General features: G+C 42.7%; 15 protein-coding genes. 1 reads left to right on the forward strand and 14 read right to left on the reverse strand.

Translation table 11 applies throughout. The features are described from left to right. Positions 1 to 120 precede the first annotated feature (120 nt). The 9 genes from KI362_RS02670 to KI362_RS02710 all read right to left on the reverse strand — a co-directional run bounded on the left by KI362_RS02670 (position 121) and on the right by KI362_RS02710 (position 7,281). Complete coding sequence (locus KI362_RS02670) at positions 121 to 525, reverse strand: PhzF family phenazine biosynthesis protein (protein ID WP_301624667.1); 405 nt, start codon at positions 523 to 525, stop codon at positions 121 to 123. A gap of 557 nt (positions 526 to 1,082) precedes the next feature. Then, the gene (locus tag KI362_RS02675; protein ID WP_301624669.1) at positions 1,083 to 1,901 is read right to left on the reverse strand and encodes a hypothetical protein; all 819 of its coding nucleotides are present in this window, start codon (positions 1,899 to 1,901) and stop codon (positions 1,083 to 1,085) included. A gap of 247 nt (positions 1,902 to 2,148) precedes the next feature. Next, positions 2,149 to 2,769 (reverse strand): histidine phosphatase family protein, encoded by a 621-nt coding sequence (locus KI362_RS02680; protein ID WP_301624671.1) that lies wholly within the window; start codon positions 2,767 to 2,769, stop codon positions 2,149 to 2,151. A gap of 158 nt (positions 2,770 to 2,927) precedes the next feature. Next, positions 2,928 to 3,503 carry a hypothetical protein gene (locus KI362_RS02685; protein WP_301624673.1) on the reverse strand — a complete coding sequence of 192 codons (576 nt, stop codon included), beginning with the start codon at positions 3,501 to 3,503 and terminating at the stop codon, positions 2,928 to 2,930. Between the two features lie 205 nt (positions 3,504 to 3,708). Beyond that, positions 3,709 to 4,614 (reverse strand): hypothetical protein, encoded by a 906-nt coding sequence (locus tag KI362_RS02690; RefSeq protein ID WP_301624675.1) that lies wholly within the window; start codon positions 4,612 to 4,614, stop codon positions 3,709 to 3,711. A 136-nt stretch (positions 4,615 to 4,750) separates the two neighbouring features. Continuing rightward, the gene (locus tag KI362_RS02695) at positions 4,751 to 5,359 is read right to left on the reverse strand and encodes a class I SAM-dependent methyltransferase (protein WP_301624677.1); all 609 of its coding nucleotides are present in this window, start codon (positions 5,357 to 5,359) and stop codon (positions 4,751 to 4,753) included. 314 nt (positions 5,360 to 5,673) lie between these two features. Further along, positions 5,674 to 5,883, reverse strand: a complete 210-nt coding sequence (locus tag KI362_RS02700; protein WP_301624678.1) for a hypothetical protein — start codon at positions 5,881 to 5,883, stop codon at positions 5,674 to 5,676. A gap of 31 nt (positions 5,884 to 5,914) precedes the next feature. Next, the gene (locus tag KI362_RS02705) at positions 5,915 to 6,841 is read right to left on the reverse strand and encodes an aminoglycoside phosphotransferase family protein (RefSeq protein WP_301624680.1); all 927 of its coding nucleotides are present in this window, start codon (positions 6,839 to 6,841) and stop codon (positions 5,915 to 5,917) included. A gap of 227 nt (positions 6,842 to 7,068) precedes the next feature. After that, complete coding sequence (locus KI362_RS02710; protein ID WP_036699887.1) at positions 7,069 to 7,281, reverse strand: helix-turn-helix domain-containing protein; 213 nt, start codon at positions 7,279 to 7,281, stop codon at positions 7,069 to 7,071. 154 nt (positions 7,282 to 7,435) lie between these two features. On the opposite strand from KI362_RS02710, the gene KI362_RS02715 reads away from it, so the two are divergent. Further along, positions 7,436 to 7,708, forward strand: coding sequence for a hypothetical protein (locus KI362_RS02715; RefSeq protein WP_213504972.1), 273 nt, complete (start codon positions 7,436 to 7,438; stop codon positions 7,706 to 7,708). A gap of 243 nt (positions 7,709 to 7,951) precedes the next feature. Here KI362_RS02715 and KI362_RS02720 read toward each other — a convergent pair whose 3' ends face one another. The 5 genes from KI362_RS02720 to KI362_RS02740 all read right to left on the reverse strand — a co-directional run bounded on the left by KI362_RS02720 (position 7,952) and on the right by KI362_RS02740 (position 15,545). After that, complete coding sequence (locus KI362_RS02720; protein WP_301624685.1) at positions 7,952 to 8,836, reverse strand: hypothetical protein; 885 nt, start codon at positions 8,834 to 8,836, stop codon at positions 7,952 to 7,954. Positions 8,837 to 9,218: 382 nt separating this feature from the next. Next, positions 9,219 to 9,314 carry a competence inhibitor ComI gene (gene comI / locus KI362_RS02725; RefSeq protein WP_071784179.1) on the reverse strand — a complete coding sequence of 32 codons (96 nt, stop codon included), beginning with the start codon at positions 9,312 to 9,314 and terminating at the stop codon, positions 9,219 to 9,221. 1,588 nt (positions 9,315 to 10,902) lie between these two features. Beyond that, a complete protein-coding gene (locus tag KI362_RS02730; protein WP_301624687.1) occupies positions 10,903 to 12,321 on the reverse strand; it encodes a tyrosine-type recombinase/integrase in 1,419 nt (472 codons plus the stop codon). A 212-nt stretch (positions 12,322 to 12,533) separates the two neighbouring features. Further along, the gene (locus tag KI362_RS02735) at positions 12,534 to 13,187 is read right to left on the reverse strand and encodes a pentapeptide repeat-containing protein (RefSeq protein WP_044478122.1); all 654 of its coding nucleotides are present in this window, start codon (positions 13,185 to 13,187) and stop codon (positions 12,534 to 12,536) included. Positions 13,188 to 13,337: 150 nt separating this feature from the next. Continuing rightward, positions 13,338 to 15,545 carry a DEAD/DEAH box helicase gene (locus KI362_RS02740; RefSeq protein WP_301624693.1) on the reverse strand — a complete coding sequence of 736 codons (2,208 nt, stop codon included), beginning with the start codon at positions 15,543 to 15,545 and terminating at the stop codon, positions 13,338 to 13,340. Positions 15,546 to 15,764: the final 219 nt, after the last annotated feature.

Raw genomic sequence — 15,764 nt, forward strand, 5'->3', positions numbered from 1 at the left:
ATATGGGTGAGGACACTGGAAGACACCTCTGCCTTTCATAGAGCGGTGTAATACGGCAGAATAAGGAGCAATCCTGTGAATTCATAAACATTGTAGGGTAGGACTCCGAAATAAGGGGGCCTAGCCGATTAATCGCTCAATACTCCCAGTAAAGGGTATAAACTCAGGATTGCCTTGTTGCATTCTAATTAATTCTTGGCTACTACCCTCAAAAAAAATAGGTAAAATCCCAACATTGGTTTCTATTGAAATTGGATTCTCATTTATTAGACCATTGCTCTTTAAACAATGCATTGCTGCCATTGTCGCATGCCCACAAAGATTGATTTCATGACCTGGTGTAAAATATTTCAACTTAAAATTTGCTACTGTAGATTGGTGTACAAAAACAGTTTCATTAAACCCTACTCGTTTAGCTATATTCAACATTTCATCTTCTTGTAAATTATCAGCACTTAAAACTACTCCCGCTGGATTGCCAAAGTTCGGAGTATTTGTGAATGCTTCAATATGAAATACTTTCAATTATTTCAGCTCCTTTCTTTACACACTTAGCCAATTTCACCTAACGATTTGTGTTCATGACGTCGAAAGGCTTAAGTTGCTAACCCATCCAGCGTAGTGATTGGGTTGCCGGGTGGCTTCGCCACTTAGCCTTGCAGACGTGTCCGCCTGAGATTCTTCACCGTTACTGACTCAGCTCCGATATGATTATTCTTCTTACTACTTCTTGCGGACCAGTGGCCACAGCCGCTTGCGGGAACATTGTGTTAGACACCGCCTTTGCCCTCTTGAAATACTTCCACACACACACCGATCTTCATCGATCTACTTCTATTAATACATATTGCTTCCTGGTTCTTCTTACTTAATTATGTATTTTGCAAAGGTGGCGGCTAACGTTCGTGTATTCACGAACCCGAGAGGCTTAAGGCCCTAGGGCCGGGTGGCTCCGCCACTTAGCCTCGCAGGGTTGTCTGCCTGATTCCACTTCCTCGAAAAATCTTCTGGCAGACCAAGGGCCGTAAGGCCCGCAGCGTGAATACGGTGTTATGCGCAGTACAAACCCTCTTCGAATATACTTAAATCCCCTTTTTCTTTAATGTCCTAATAACAGCGTGATATGTAGCTAAATAAAAATGAAATATCCATGAATGCCATATATTCGTGTCGTAATTACTTTTTTGATTTGGATTATGGTGTCGTAGACTAAAATTATTGGCTATTTCAAAAAGTGCACTTTCATCTTTTTTATCAAGTGCCTCAGATAATTTGTCGGTTTTCTTTAACCATTCAAATACGTCAGCCAGATCTAGCACTGCTTGCTTACGTTCACTCGCACTTAGATTACGGTTTTTCCATTTCTTGATTGCATTTTTTACTTTAGTATCTATATTCAAGTTGTCGTATTCTGGAATCTCAGCTTCTAAGATCTCTTCAAGTCCATTATTTCCTTTTGCAAGTATTTCTCCAGTAGGGACTAACTCGAAACCCACATCATAGTCGTTAATGATCATATTAACTGCATCTCTGAATTCCTGTTTACCTAAATCTTCATCAAAGTCAATATACTCTTGGTAGTCAATACCTGTTTCTGATTGCATCCAAGTCTGTTCTCCAGGTTTTGAAACATGATGGTAAAGAAATTCCATTGTGTCAAATACTTTATCTTCATTAATGTCTAATCTATCCCATTTATTTATTGGAAATGGATTAAACTTAATCTCAAATACAGCTTTATGGCTTACTTCTTCGGGCATATAACCTGAGGATATTCTTAGTTTTTCATAAAAAAAGTCTTTGTTTCTAAAGTATAAAAATAGACTTTGTAATTGAACATATACTTGGTAGATATCGACACTACTCTTCTTATTTCGTGATGAGTAATATATTCTCTTCATCTGTATATCCCCTGTTAATTAATGTATTAACAGTATTTTACCATAGGTTCTGTTTGTATTGCGCATAACGTTATTGTATTCACGAACCCTCACTGGCTTAAGGGGCGTAAGCCCCGGGTCCGACGGACTTAGCCAGTGCAGGGTTGTCCGGCTGTTCCCACTTCTCCGAAATTCCTCTGTCCGGACCGAGGGCCGAATGGCTCGATGCGTGAATATGGTGTTAGCTGAAGTCATTGCCTTCTTCGAACTACTCCCACATTCTTGTTACTTCAATTAAGTCGTTTCCTCTGATTCTGAGCTTATAAATATCAGGCATTGAAGTCGATTTCCAAAAAGTATAACCATATTGTTTGTTATAAAAATTCATCATCAATGTCATGATGTCCCCGTGAGTTCCAACTACTATCTTCTTTCCTCTGTTTCTATCAATGATACTTGCTATGGCTCTCACCGATCGCTCCTGTGCATCAATACTAGATTCTCCTCCTGGAAAAGCAAAGTCCATTTCTTCATAAACTCGATACTTCGCTTCTTTAAATGTTCCAGTTGAAAAATCTCCAATTGATCTCTCTCTTAAGTCTTCTTCTATAAGTATTTCCTTTTTATATTCATTTGCTGCTGATCGGATCGTTTCTATAGATCGTTCATATGGGCTTGAAACAAACATATCTATATCTTCAGGTTTCAAAATAGTTCTTATCGTTTGAGCATCTTTCATACCTTTATCTGACAATCCTCTAGTTCTTTCTTTACCTTCAACATATATAGATTCAGCATGTCTGACAAAATACAATACAGTTTCCATCACTACTATGTCACCGCTTTCATTAATCTTTGCAATAATTTCGGCTAACGTTCGTGTATCCACGACGTCCCACCGACTTAAGGTTGCGTCAGCAGCCGGTCGCGATGCGGTTAGTCGGTGCGGATGTGTCCGCTGAATTTACTTCTCTGACGACCGCTTCTCACGGACCGAGGGCCGTCAGGCCCGAAGCGTGGATATATTGTTATCTGATGTAACCGACTTCATAGAATCCGCTCATCAAAATTCAGTATAACTTCAACTTCGTCATTTATATTAGTAGAGATTGACTCAATCCATTCATCTTTATTTAATACATCAATAGGAAATCTATTATTCGTCTTTAAATAATGTTTTAGTTTTATATAGCTACTTAAAGGAAAATCCTGAGCATTCCATTGTTTACGATATCCTACGATTCCATGTTTTCTTATTATTTTCTCCATAGAGTTAACTACAAGATCAACAAATTCCTTAAAATTACACTCTTCATTTAAAAGTACTTCACCTGTACTTTCAGTAATCCCATCAACAAATAAAGTAATTTCTATATTAATTAGATCCTGGCTTAATTTATGAATAACCCATCTATGGATAGCCGGTTCAGAGTCCCATTCAAAAAGTACAATTTCACTGATTTCATCTTCTTCAGCACATTCGGGAATCAGCCTCTCAATTGCTCTAACCATATCTATTAGTGGTTCGGACAAATAGCTTGCATCAATAAATACTTCTGAATTGTTAACTTTGATATAAACATCTGCCCAACCGATGCTTCTTAAGGAATAAGTAAAGTTCATTTATTATTTTCCTTTCCGGTTATTTCAGATAACGTTGTTGCATTCACGAACCTTCACTACCTTAAGGATCGAAGAGCCGGCCGCGACGCGGTTAGGTAGTGCAAGGTTGTCGCCTGATTTCATCCTCTTGGCGACCGAGGGTCTTTTTAGAGGCCAGATGCGTGAATGCGGTGTTATAAGAAGTCCCTGACCTCGGAGCCTTTGCTTAAAAATCACTTAATCTCACTAGTTCATTCTTAAATTCAATTAAGTTTTTAATTTCCCTAGATCTTAACTCATATTGCTCTATTAGATTATTTATTCTACTTGTTAGTTGTTTAATTCTAGTATCTTGATTACCTTTGCTTACTATAAGCATTCCATCGTGATATCCAATATCTACTCCTAAGACTAGATCAATAAATATATCATCATCGCTTAAGATATTTTCTAAAGATGGTCTATCTTCTAATAATAACAATTCCCTTATATCTTCAATGCTTTTCTCTTTTGATAGACCATATATATTCATTTCTGAGTATGCATTTGAGAAGATCAAAACATTGTGTAAAGTTGTTAGTTCTTCTAATGAATTTATCTCAAAAATTGTTCCATTATCCCTGTGTCTATATTGAAACTCATCCCTAATTGGTGAGATTATGTATGAAGATTTAGCCTGAATAAAACCGTTATTTTCAAACTTATTATCCTCCGCAGTACAATTGTACTGCCATCTAATGAAGTTATAATCTTTATTCAATTTTTTAGTGGCCGCATGAATATCGAAAATCGGAACGATAAATACCCTTCTTGATTCAAGCATCTTCCATATAAAAGATAAGTAAATTACTGCCTCCTCACAACAATACGATGACACACCAAATTGTTCATGAAGTCTATCCCATTCTTCACTTTCTACAAATTGAATAAAACCATTCCATGGTTTTTTAATCACATCTTTTTCAATTGAAAGATGCCTATATTCATATAGATTATTTTGAACCGAAGATTCAAAGTTCAATGACATATACTTTAAAACCTCACTATATATTTTAGTTAATGACAATGTTTTTCGGGGATTTCTTATAACGTCTTTGTATTCACGAACCCTCACTGGCTTAAGGGGCGCCATCCCCGGGTCCGACGGACTTAGCCAGTGCAGGGTTGTCTGCTGATTCCGCTTCTCCGAAATGCCTCTGCAGACCAAGGCCGTAAGGCCCGCAGCGTGAATACGGTGTTAGTCGATGTGGGCATCTTCTTCGATACACTTACATAGGCTTTATTCCTTTAATTATTGTCGCATACTTACTTTCAGTCTCATTAATTGATTCAACTTGGAAACCAACAGATTCATATAAATGTAAATATTCATCTAGGTTATTTGGGTATAGTTGAATCTTCCTATCGGTAAACTCAAACCAATCATCATCCTTACTAATTGATAAAACAAATATCCCATTAATCTTCAATGAATTGTAAATATTATCAAAGGCCTTCTTTTTATCTTCTATGTGTAAAAAGGTAAGTACACTATATGCCAAATCAAATGTATTAGGCCGATTAAAACTTACAATATCATTTACTAGTAGCTCGATGTTTGAATATTCCTTTAGGTTTATTCTTGCCCTTTCTATTGTCTTCGGAGAAATATCAATTCCAACAAGTTTCTGACATCCTGCGCTTAGTACTTCTTTTGCAATCCTTCCAGTTCCAACCCCAATTTCTAAGACTAATTTATTTTTGGGAGATAACGAGCCATAAAAAAGAGGGCCATCCCATCTACTCATGTATGCTTGTAATAATGGAGGATCTTGAACAGGATCAGTTCCCTCATCGATAAGTAATTCATAATGTTCTAAGGTATTGACAATCTTCATTGAATAGCTACCACCTTTATTTTTTTAATCTTTATGCCCATTTCGACTAACGATTTGTGTTCACGACGTCGAAAGGCTTAAGTTGCTAACCCATCGAGTGCAGCGTGCGGGTCGCCGGGTGGCTACGCCACTTAGCCTTGCAGACGTGTCCGTCTGAGACTCCACCGCTACTGATTCAACTCCGATTTGATTATTCTTCTTACTGCTTCTTGCGGACCAGCGGCCACAGCCGCTTGCGGGAACATTATGTTAGACGCCGCCTTTGCCCTCTTGAATTACTTCCTCACACACCGATCTTCATTGATCTGCTTCTATTAATACATATTGCTTCCTGCTTCCTCTTTCTTAAATATGTATTTTACAAAGGTGGCGGCTAACGTTTCCATGTTCACGACGTCCCACCAGCCTAAAGGAACGTAGTGACTGGCCGCGATCGGTTGGGTGGTGCGGATGTGTCCCGGCAACTGCTTCTCCGACTTTTCATCCGGGACCGAGGCTGCTTGTCCGCCGATGCGTGAACACATTGTTATATGATGGATGGCAGGCTTCTTCGAATTATTCCTCTAGATACCAATTTGGTTTTATCCGATTAAAATAATCATGGTCTTCCAGAAACGTATAGATTTTATCCAGCATCTGATCCATAGTCTCAGGGGTTACCTTTAATGTCCAAACCACTGTCGAGAATACGCACATGGCGAGGTATAGAGAATAGAGTCTCCAAAACAATTCCCCCGGTTGTTCATTTTGGAAATAGCCTTTGATTTGTCCAATTGAGAAGGGAATGCTAATTTCTCTACTGAAGATACCTACTTTAAGGAATTCATGAATGGGGTCTCCCCAGTCATATCGATTAAAATCGATTATTCCTGAAAGATGCTTGTTCTTTACGACTATATTGCCCACGTGAAAATCATCATGTTGAAACACATTTGGTCTTTGCTTCATATATTTAATATTTTGGTCAATAAATGATATTATCTTTTCGTCATTTCTTACTCTCACTCCACAGGTCAAATACTGACCTATGTATCTTGTATGTTTGTTTACTTTTCTTTCAAACCAGGGAGAGACATGGTTAGGAGCAATATATTGATGCATTTTTCTTAACTCTACTCCAGCTTCAAATCCAATATTTAGCTGTTCACTTACCGAGTATTTGGGTAGTTCATCCATAGCATCATGACCTTCTATAAATGAGACCAACATGTAACCAGCCGTTGAAGATTTTCCTATTTCAAGCGGTCTCGAACATTCCACATCATACCTTTGCATCTGCTGTAAAATACTGAATTCATTCTGTTTTTGATCATACTCATTCAACTCAAATAATCGAAGTAAGAATTTCCTGTCTTCACTGGAATGAACAATATATTTCTTATCTGAAGAGTATCCTTTATGTATTTGAATAATGTTGCAACCTTGTATTGATTCAATCTCTTCCTTTATGCTTTCAATATCAAATTCGTTGAATGAACTCACGAATATCACCTAGTTTTTTTAAGTTTTTCTGCCATCTTTCATATAACGGTTCCGCATCTACGACACGACCCGGCCTTAGATAGCTATTATCTTAGGCCGGGTCGTGTGTTGTCTGAATATTCTTCCTTGCTTACACATCTGACAACCAAGGGGCGAATGCCTATAGCGTAGATGCATTGTTATACGACGGGGTCCTTCTATGAGTATCCCCACATCGTTTACTGTTATTATTTATCAGGCGTGTATTCAATCAAATCTGATAATTTGCACTCAAATGTATCACATAGCTTTAATAATGTTTCTAATTTGGTCGTTTCAATATTTATTTCTTTATACAGTTTGTTAATCGAATTTCTACTCAGTCCAGATCTGTTCATTAATTCTGTTATATCATCAATTCGGTGTTCAGCCATAAGAACTCTAATATTGCACCTTATCAAGCAGACTCCCTCCTATGCTCAATATGTTATCTCTCATAATTACTTTTTTCAATAAAAGTCATCATTTTACCTTCTAGAGTTAATAATTATCTTTACAATTAACCTCATAGGGGCATATAATAACCTTATAGAGTTAATGAAAGGAGGGAAGTCATTGATTGAATCTTTAGAAGTTTTAGCTGAGCCTTTAATTCGCCATCGTTTAGAACCGTTATACTCAAACTCAGAACTTGAACAATTTTCTTCGGAATGTGAGCAGTATCTAAAAATAATTCGAGAGTCGCTTCCCGATAACCTTCAACACACCCTATTTCTTTATGAAGACGCTCTAACTTCATTGCAAACTGTTTTGGAAAGTAAAATATATTTGCAAGGATTTAAAGATGCACTATATCTTTTTAATGAACTACATATTCAAATGAATTAAGGGCCCTACGGGCCTTTTTTTTGCTCCTTCAGACCCTGTCGTATAACGTTCCTGTGTTCACGACGTCTCACCGACTTAAGGCTGCGCCAGCAGCCGGCCGCGATGCGGTTAGTCGGTGCAGATGTGTCCGCCTGAGCCTCTTCCCTGCTTATCATCATCGGGCGGACCGAGGAGCCGCAGTATCCGATGCGTGAATATGATGTTATCAGATGTCGATGACCTCCTGATTATCCCCACACAAATCTAATTATCATATTTTTTTAACACTACAATTTGACTCTTAATTGAAAAAATCTCTAACTCAATACCATATTGATTTGTTTTCGCTTCCCCATAACAAATAACTAATGCATTCTCTATTGATTCAATAAACTCTTTGTTTTTCTCAACATAATCCCATCTGATAAATAAGGAAAAATCTTTTGTATTCTTATATGCAGGGTTTTTACCTCTGGTTAATGGGATCACTATGTTGTTTTTAATTGTCTTAGCTTTTCTAGTGTTGCCTCTTAAAATACAGATAACCCTCTCTCCATTTGTAGCATCAATTCTTTGAATAACTTCATCCTGTGATCCCACTAAGTCTTTTAACTTTATTATATTTCCATCTTCAATCAGTAGTTCTAACTCTTCATAGTCCTTCTTTAGATTAAAATAGTTTCTACTATCTAATAAGTTTACAAGAGAATAAATAAACTTTCTGCTTCTTCTTCCTCCAAATTCTTTTGCTCTATTAGCCCTATTGATATTTATTGTAGTATTGTCATCCTTTAACCTTTGTGATCTAGGCAATATGGTAGATACTAACTTCTCAATCTCCCCGTAATTTTCAAATTCCTCTTTTTGCTTCTCAATATTAGGAATGGCACATTCACATAGATGATTTTTTAATGGCCAGTTTTTGAAATGGGGATCATTATGATCTTTTCCTCTTGTAAACTGCACCTGAACTCCGCAGAATTTGCAACTAAATTTATCTCTTTTGTCTTGATACTTGTAATATTCGCTATCCACATCAAGCGCACAAACTAAATTATCTGTTTGTTTATTAAAAATTGCATGACTCATTCTTGTCATTACTTTTCCTCCGCTATTTCCATCGATTTCTGATAACGTTCTTGTATTCACGAACCTTCACTGGCTTAAGGGGCGCAAGCCCCGGGTCCGACGGACTTAGCCAGTGCAGGGTTGTCTACTGATTCCGCTTCCTTGATATGCCCCTTTGCAGACCAAGGCCCCGTTAGGGGCAGCAGCGTGAATACTATGTTATAGGATGTTCCGGCCTTCTTCGAGCTACTTCTTAATTTTCATATAAGGTTGTATAGTGTGTTTATTCAGGTCTTTGCATTTTGATTTTCGGGTTTTCATCGTCTTGTAGATATGGTATCATTTGTATAAGAAAAACCGAGTGCTACGAACACTCGGCTATACAATTGGCTTGGATGGTTTATTCCCTTTTAAGTTACAGACAATAAAAACCCACCTCTGGCGCTAACCTTAGGGTGGGTTTTTACTTTCTCTTGTTGTTATTCCCGATGTATGTTAAAAGTGCAAGAATAAACATTCCAAATAGGAACATAATTTGGATTGCATCTTTAACTTCCATGGTCTCACCCCCTTTCGAAGGGAAACCATGCCCACCCAAGATTCAATTGTACTTCCTTATTCTACCACACATAGCCAGTTCTAGATAGAATGTTTGTTCGGGTTTCATGATTTATATGTAGTTTGCCGGAATTTCCTATAACGTTGTTGTATTCACGAACCCTCACTGGCTTAAGGGCGTAGTCCCTGGTCCGACGGACTTAACCAGTGCAGGGTTGTCTGCTGAATCCGCATCTTCGAAATTCTTCCGCAGACCAAGGGCCGTTAGGCCCGTAGCGCGAATACTATGTTAGCCGAAGGGACCTTGAGATGCTCTCACTTTATTGTTTTTTAGACGGTGTTTTATTTTTATAGTTAAATATATTAGTAAAGTGATAGCAAAATTGTTTAGCAGTAATATACAACCAAATAAATACCCATTATTAAAATTACCCATTTGTAAAGATATGTAATAAGATCCATGGACATACGGTAGATAAAAAAGCCATATAACTTCCGGACCAACGAAACTAAATTCCTTTCCATTATTCATGTTTAGTATGTATATTAAAAAAATTAACAACCATAATACCAATCCCAAAATAGTTACACTTGAAGCGGATATTAGATTATGAATTCTACGCTCAGATACCTTTAAGAATAATCCTAAAACTATATAACTAATCAGGCCTATAATATCTACCAATAACGTATGTTCTTTAAGAAACTCATTCAAGTATAAGAATATACACCAAAATACAAATGAAAAAACTAAATGTAATACAATTGCAACTATTATATTCTGTTTAGTTTGTTCTCTTAAGTTCTTACTAATATGACCACGTCCTTTCGGCTAACGTTCCCGTATTCACGAACCCGAGAGGCTTAAGGCGACGAAGTCGCCGGGTGGCTTCGAGACACTTAAACTCGCAAGGTTGTCCGCCTGAACCCTCTTCCTCGAAATCCCTCGGACGGACCGAGGGCCGAATGGCCCGAAGCGTGAATACGGTGTTAGATGATGTGGGCGACTCCTTGAAATACTTTCAAACTTGCTTTTCATATGCACTTATATCTTTCTATTGTTCCATCTTTCTTGATCCATTGAATTTCATTACAATCGGGGCATTTATATAAACGTTCTTGAAGTTCATTAATTCGAGAAATTAGTAAATCCTGATCGGTATATTCAGTCTTTCGAGAACTTTGTAGTTGAGATAGGTTTATTTCATATTCAATTAATGACTCATAGGTTTGATCTTTGATCACAATATATCCATCGTCAGGGATTGGACTAAGATTATGGATATAACCACAAGTACAAAGTAATTTAGGCAATTGAATCACCTTTCGATTTTTATCATTGTCTTAGAGCAGTTCGGCCATTTCATATAACTCCCTTATCTCTGCACGCCGTAAATCCCACCATAAAGCAGGGATTTACGCATCTCTCACGTCACATCTTGATTATAACTCAATTGCATGATTATGGAATATGAGTTCGCTACCTTTCTCAGCTCTATCTATCTCGTTTTCCCACTCTATCTCGTTTTCCCACTCTATCTCCTTTTTCCACTCTATCTCCTTTTTCCGCTCTACCTATCTTCTCTCCGTTATTCTATCCCTCTCTCCTCCTCCCCCATAATACGATCCAGCGGGCTCTGAATACGTCTGATGTTTTTGGTGCTGACATGGGTGTAGCGTTCGGTGGTGGCTGGGTTGGCGTGGCCGAGCAGTTCCTGAATGAAGCGCAGATCGGTGCCGTTCTCCAGTATGTGCGTAGCAAAGGAGTGTCTCAGCACATGGATACTGGCTTTTTTGTTGACCCCGGAACGATGAAGAGCGTCAGTGAACACCTTCTGCAGGGAACGCACGTGCATGTGTGTGCCGGGATATTGTCCCGGGAACAGCCATTTACCGGGTCGTTCCTTCCGGATATAGGTCTGCACCAGGCTCCAAGCAGCTTGTGACAAGAGTGTATGCCGATCCTTCTTCCCTTTTCCCTGACGAACAGTGATGATTCCGCGTGAACAATCCAAATCTTCTGGACGCAGTCTCACGACCTCACTAACCCGTAGGCCGGATGCATAGGTCAAATAAAGCATTGTCCGATGCTTAAGGTTGCCCGGCGAACGCAGAATCTTCAAGACCTCATGCTCCGAGAGCACGTAAGGAAGCTTCTTTTCCTTTTTTGGTCGGATGTACCTTGCCTGCTCACTGGGCATCTTCAACATATCAGCAACCAGATACCGCAATGCACTGATCGCCTGGTTCACATAAGCATGCGAATGCCCTTGTTCGAGTAATTGGATAGCATATCTTTGCACTTGTTCACGGTCTAATTTATCTGCAAATATCTTCTTCGTAACTAGTGGGCCGTCAGCACATAATTCTTCAATATATCTCCTGCAAAAATACTCCACAAACCGCCGCATATGTCCGCGAAAGGCTTTGATGGTCTTCGCACTGTATCCCTTAGCCCTCAACCCTAATACTAATATTTTCTCCAAGCTCTGCCAGAGTTGACCTGTACATCTCATAATAGCCTCTTCAAGCTCATCACGTTCTCCCGTCTCTTCAGCACCACCGATCTTATCGGTAATATCGATAAGGTCGATATTACTGGGCTTACCAGTCCTACCAATCTTATTAATCTCTATATTCTCACCGGTCCAATTGATCCTATTAGTCCTGTCAGTCTCTCCATTCTCCTCGCTCCTATCTGTCCCGTCATTTCCTTCATTTCCTTCATTCACTGCAGCCTCTCTGGCCTTCCTCTCAATTCCATTCTTTTTTCCCCGCTGAAAAATGGCGTCCTTTAGCAGTTCCTCACTAGGAACAACCTCCTGCTCAGCAAACAAGCTATAAATCTCTTCCACCAGTTCCTTGCTGTAGCCAAATCGCCAATGCTTCGCCTGCTCGTCCCATTTTCCGCCAGAAATTTTGCGAATCCGTACCAGTCCTTCATGACTGAACCGATCCATTTTCGCCCATATTGCTCCATCACCCGTATTTCCCAGCAATAACCTCATCTTCTGCCTCTCCCCTTTCACCAAATGTTCTTCCATTAAAAATAGTACAAAAAAAGACAGTCCCCCAATTCCCATTGGAGTTCTGTCTTCCGATGCTTTCGGACTGAAGAAGCAAGAGACTTTGCACCGCACGCAGTTACCAACGCACAATGCTTCGCCTGTGTTCAAAAAGTCACGTTCATATCTCATTCATCATCCTATTAATTTACTTGCTACTCCTTCACTTTTAACCCCAGTAGCTTGGCGAAGCCGACCGCTTGGGCAGGCGATACAGTGCATCCGGCCAAGGCCTGAATCGGCATGTCGATCCGGTCATATGTACAGGTGCTGATGTCAATTCCCTTCAAGATAGTCTGATTGAAATCAGCATCATTCAGATCACAATGCTCAAGCTCCACATCCTTCAGTTTACAGCCATAGAAGCTGGCATTTTCCAATACACATCCGGTAAATCGCACCTGCTTCAACGACGATTCCGCCAGATCCGTCAGATTCATCACACAGTTCTCGAAGGTCACATGCCCCAGATTGACCTTGGTCAGATCGATCCCTGTCAGCTTGCAGTCCTTGAAATGTGCCCGGTGAATAACACCTCTGCTGAATTTAGCATTCGATAAGTCACAATGCTCCAGCACTACATCCGTCAAATCCAGACGTTCAAATACCGTCCCGGCAAATGAACACCCTACTAACATTGTTTTTGCCAAAATACAGCGTTCCAGACTCGCGCGCTCATATTTTGCCCCGCTAATTTTAGCTTCTATCAGCTCATAATCCGGATCGTCCAGCAAATCCTCCCAATCACGGACAGCAAGGTCCTCCTCTGCAGGCAATTGCGGCGCGAGCAGCTTTACTTTTCCAGCCATTGATTATCCTCCCCATCTATCTATAATCCACAAGGTACGGGATCTGCCTTTCCCTCTCGATCCTTGGTTCAAACAGCGCAACATCGGATGCCCCCGCTTCTCTACAAGCTTCTCTACAAGCTCCTTTACATGCTCCTTTTACAAGCTCTTTTATTGGTTTTTCTCCTGCCCCTGCTCCTTCAACGCCTTGCTCAAGCCCTCCGCATCCAGCCCGTCTGTCGCAAAAGCACGCCGCACCAGCTCCGGGGGCACGAATTCATCATATTTGCCCAGATAAGGCGCTTCTCCAGCAGCAAGGATCGATTCGGTATCTTCCATCTCAGCAAGCTCCGTATGAATCGCCGACAGCAGTTCCTCTGCTTCCGCTCTGCCAGAGACCACCATATAGTAAGGCTCCATCGGCACAACCTGCCGCAGACCCATGGAGCTGTGGAGATTATTTTTCAGTAGCCGTTCTAGAGTACGGAATTGCTTGCTTCCTGCCCATGGCAAAATGAACAGCGAATCCCCGCCCGCTGGAATAACCGGACTGGTGAGCAGTCCGCTCTCCCGAGCCAGCCGCCGTGCACGCTCCAGCCGGTTCACCGCGCCGGGTGCCAGATAAGGATACAGCGTATACTCCTCCAGCACCTGCCGCATCTTCTGCAGCACCCGGGTATGAATATCCCCGCCGCCGCCAACCCACAGCGTGTCCACCTTGCCTCGTGAAGATTTCACGTACACTGCTTTGTGCTTGTTGTCGACCTCCTCGACCTTCCACAGCTTCCCGGCCAAGGTGAAGCAATAGCCCGGCGGCGGCACGGTCGTGATACTGCCGATTTCCTCGGAGCCGTCGTACACAACATGCTCTTCATCATCCTTGAACACCGCATAGAAGCGGAAATTGTTCACGATCTTCTCTCCGCCGAGCCCGATGATCAGCGTGCCTTCCTCCGTCTGCTGGATATGATCGGTCGCCAGCAAATATTGCAGCAGCTTCCGGTATTCCTCAGGCTCGACGCCGCGGAAAGCCGGCAGGGTCAACACCGCCCGCGCCAGCTCGGCGGGCTCGGCTTCGCCGATGCTTTTGAGCGTGCTCATCGTCTGGTGATAGAGCACGCCCATCGGCTTCTTGCGCAGCGAAGGCGGCTCTACCCATCTCTCGCGGATATAGAGCTCGATGACGGCAATTGCCCGCAGCAGCATCCATGGCATGCGGGCTGGCAATTGCGCAGTCTCGTCTTCCTCCTCCGCGCAGAGGAACATCATCTCGGACGCCGCATCGCCCCGGCGTCCGGACCGCCCCAGCCGCTGCACGAAGCTCGAGCAGCTGTACGGCGCGCCGAGCTGCACCACGCGCTCCAGCTCGCCGAGATCGATGCCGAGCTCCAGCGTCACCGTCGCAGCGGCCACTGCCGGACCGGGGCCCGTGCGCAGCGCGGCCTCGGTCTCCTCCCGCAGCATCGCGGAAATACTCCCGTGATGCACATGAAACACATCGCGCTCCTGGCGTTTGGCCGCGATGCGCCGCAGCTCCAGCGTCGTCAGCTCCGCGTCGGAACGGCTGTTGGTGAAGACGAGCGCTTTTTTCGTATTCGTATGGTCATAGATAAAATTGTAATAATTCTGCTTCGCCAGCTCCAGATGCTCGGCTTCCCGCTCATCGCGCGGATCGGGGAACGAAAAATGCTCCACCGACAACTTCAGCTTCCGCCCCCCCTGCGGGGATACGACCTCAACCGCCTGACAGCTTCCGCCGCTCAGCCAATGGGCAGCCGTATCATAATCGCTGAGGGTCGCGGACAAGCCGATCCGCCGCGGCGTGCAAGAAGCCATCCGCTCCAGCCTGCTGAGCTGGCTCTGCACCTGAATGCCCCGATCTGCGCCCATGAAGGCATGAACCTCGTCGATCATAATGTAGCGCAGATCATGGAACAACGCCGGAATCGCATTCGGCCGGTTCATCAGCAGGCCCTCCAGCGATTCAGGCGTAATCTGCAGCACGCCGCAGGGACGCTGCATCAGCTTGGTTTTCTCGGCCTGGGCCACATCCCCGTGCCAATGCCAGACCGGCACCTCGCCCTCCCGCAGCAGTTCCTTGATCCGCTCGAACTGATCATTAATCAAGGCCTTCAACGGGCCGATGTACAGAATACCGACTGAGGAAGAAGGCCGCTCAAACAGCTCCGTCAGAGCCGGAAAGAACGCCGCCTCCGTCTTGCCGGAGGCGGTGCCTGAAGCGATCAGCAGATGATGCGGCGTATCCAACAGCACCCGGCAAGCCTCCACCTGCGCCTCCCGCAGCTCGGACCATTGCTTGCGGTACATATATTCCTGAATGAACGGCGCCAGCCTTGCAAATGCCTCCCGCCCATTCATAGCTCGAACTCCGCGAGCAGATCGTCCAGGTCGTCCCGCACCCGGTCCGCCCGATCTTCTCCGCTTCTTTCGGCTCCTCCGGATCGCGCCAGACGCCCTGCTTCATGGTTCTGCCCGCCTGTACTGCTTAATTGCCCCTCACTGCTTAATCCACCTTCGCTGCTTGATCCACCTTCGCTGCTTGATCCACCTGAACTGCTTGATCCACCTTCAATGCCC

This window comes from Paenibacillus apis (assembly GCF_018333295.1).
Taxonomy (GTDB): Bacteria; Bacillota; Bacilli; order Paenibacillales; family Paenibacillaceae; genus Fontibacillus; species Fontibacillus antibioticophila.

What these genes read in the sequence shown, in the direction of transcription:
- KI362_RS02675 (WP_301624669.1), bottom strand. Translation starts at nt 1,901, where the DNA reads ATGAAGAGAATATATTACTCATCACGAAATAAGAAGAGTAGTGTCGAT.
- KI362_RS02685 (WP_301624673.1), bottom strand. Translation starts at nt 3,503, where the DNA reads ATGAACTTTACTTATTCCTTAAGAAGCATCGGTTGGGCAGATGTTTAT.
- KI362_RS02690 (WP_301624675.1), bottom strand. Translation starts at nt 4,614, where the DNA reads ATGGCGCCCCTTAAGCCAGTGAGGGTTCGTGAATACAAAGACGTTATA.
- KI362_RS02695 (WP_301624677.1), bottom strand. Translation starts at nt 5,359, where the DNA reads ATGAAGATTGTCAATACCTTAGAACATTATGAATTACTTATCGATGAG.
- KI362_RS02700 (WP_301624678.1), bottom strand. Translation starts at nt 5,883, where the DNA reads ATGTGTTCACGCATCGGCGGACAAGCAGCCTCGGTCCCGGATGAAAAG.
- comI (WP_071784179.1), bottom strand. Translation starts at nt 9,314, where the DNA reads ATGGAAGTTAAAGATGCAATCCAAATTATGTTCCTATTTGGAATGTTT.
- KI362_RS02730 (WP_301624687.1), bottom strand. Translation starts at nt 12,321, where the DNA reads ATGAGGTTATTGCTGGGAAATACGGGTGATGGAGCAATATGGGCGAAA.
- KI362_RS02735 (WP_044478122.1), bottom strand. Translation starts at nt 13,187, where the DNA reads ATGGCTGGAAAAGTAAAGCTGCTCGCGCCGCAATTGCCTGCAGAGGAG.
- KI362_RS02740 (WP_301624693.1), bottom strand. Translation starts at nt 15,545, where the DNA reads ATGAATGGGCGGGAGGCATTTGCAAGGCTGGCGCCGTTCATTCAGGAA.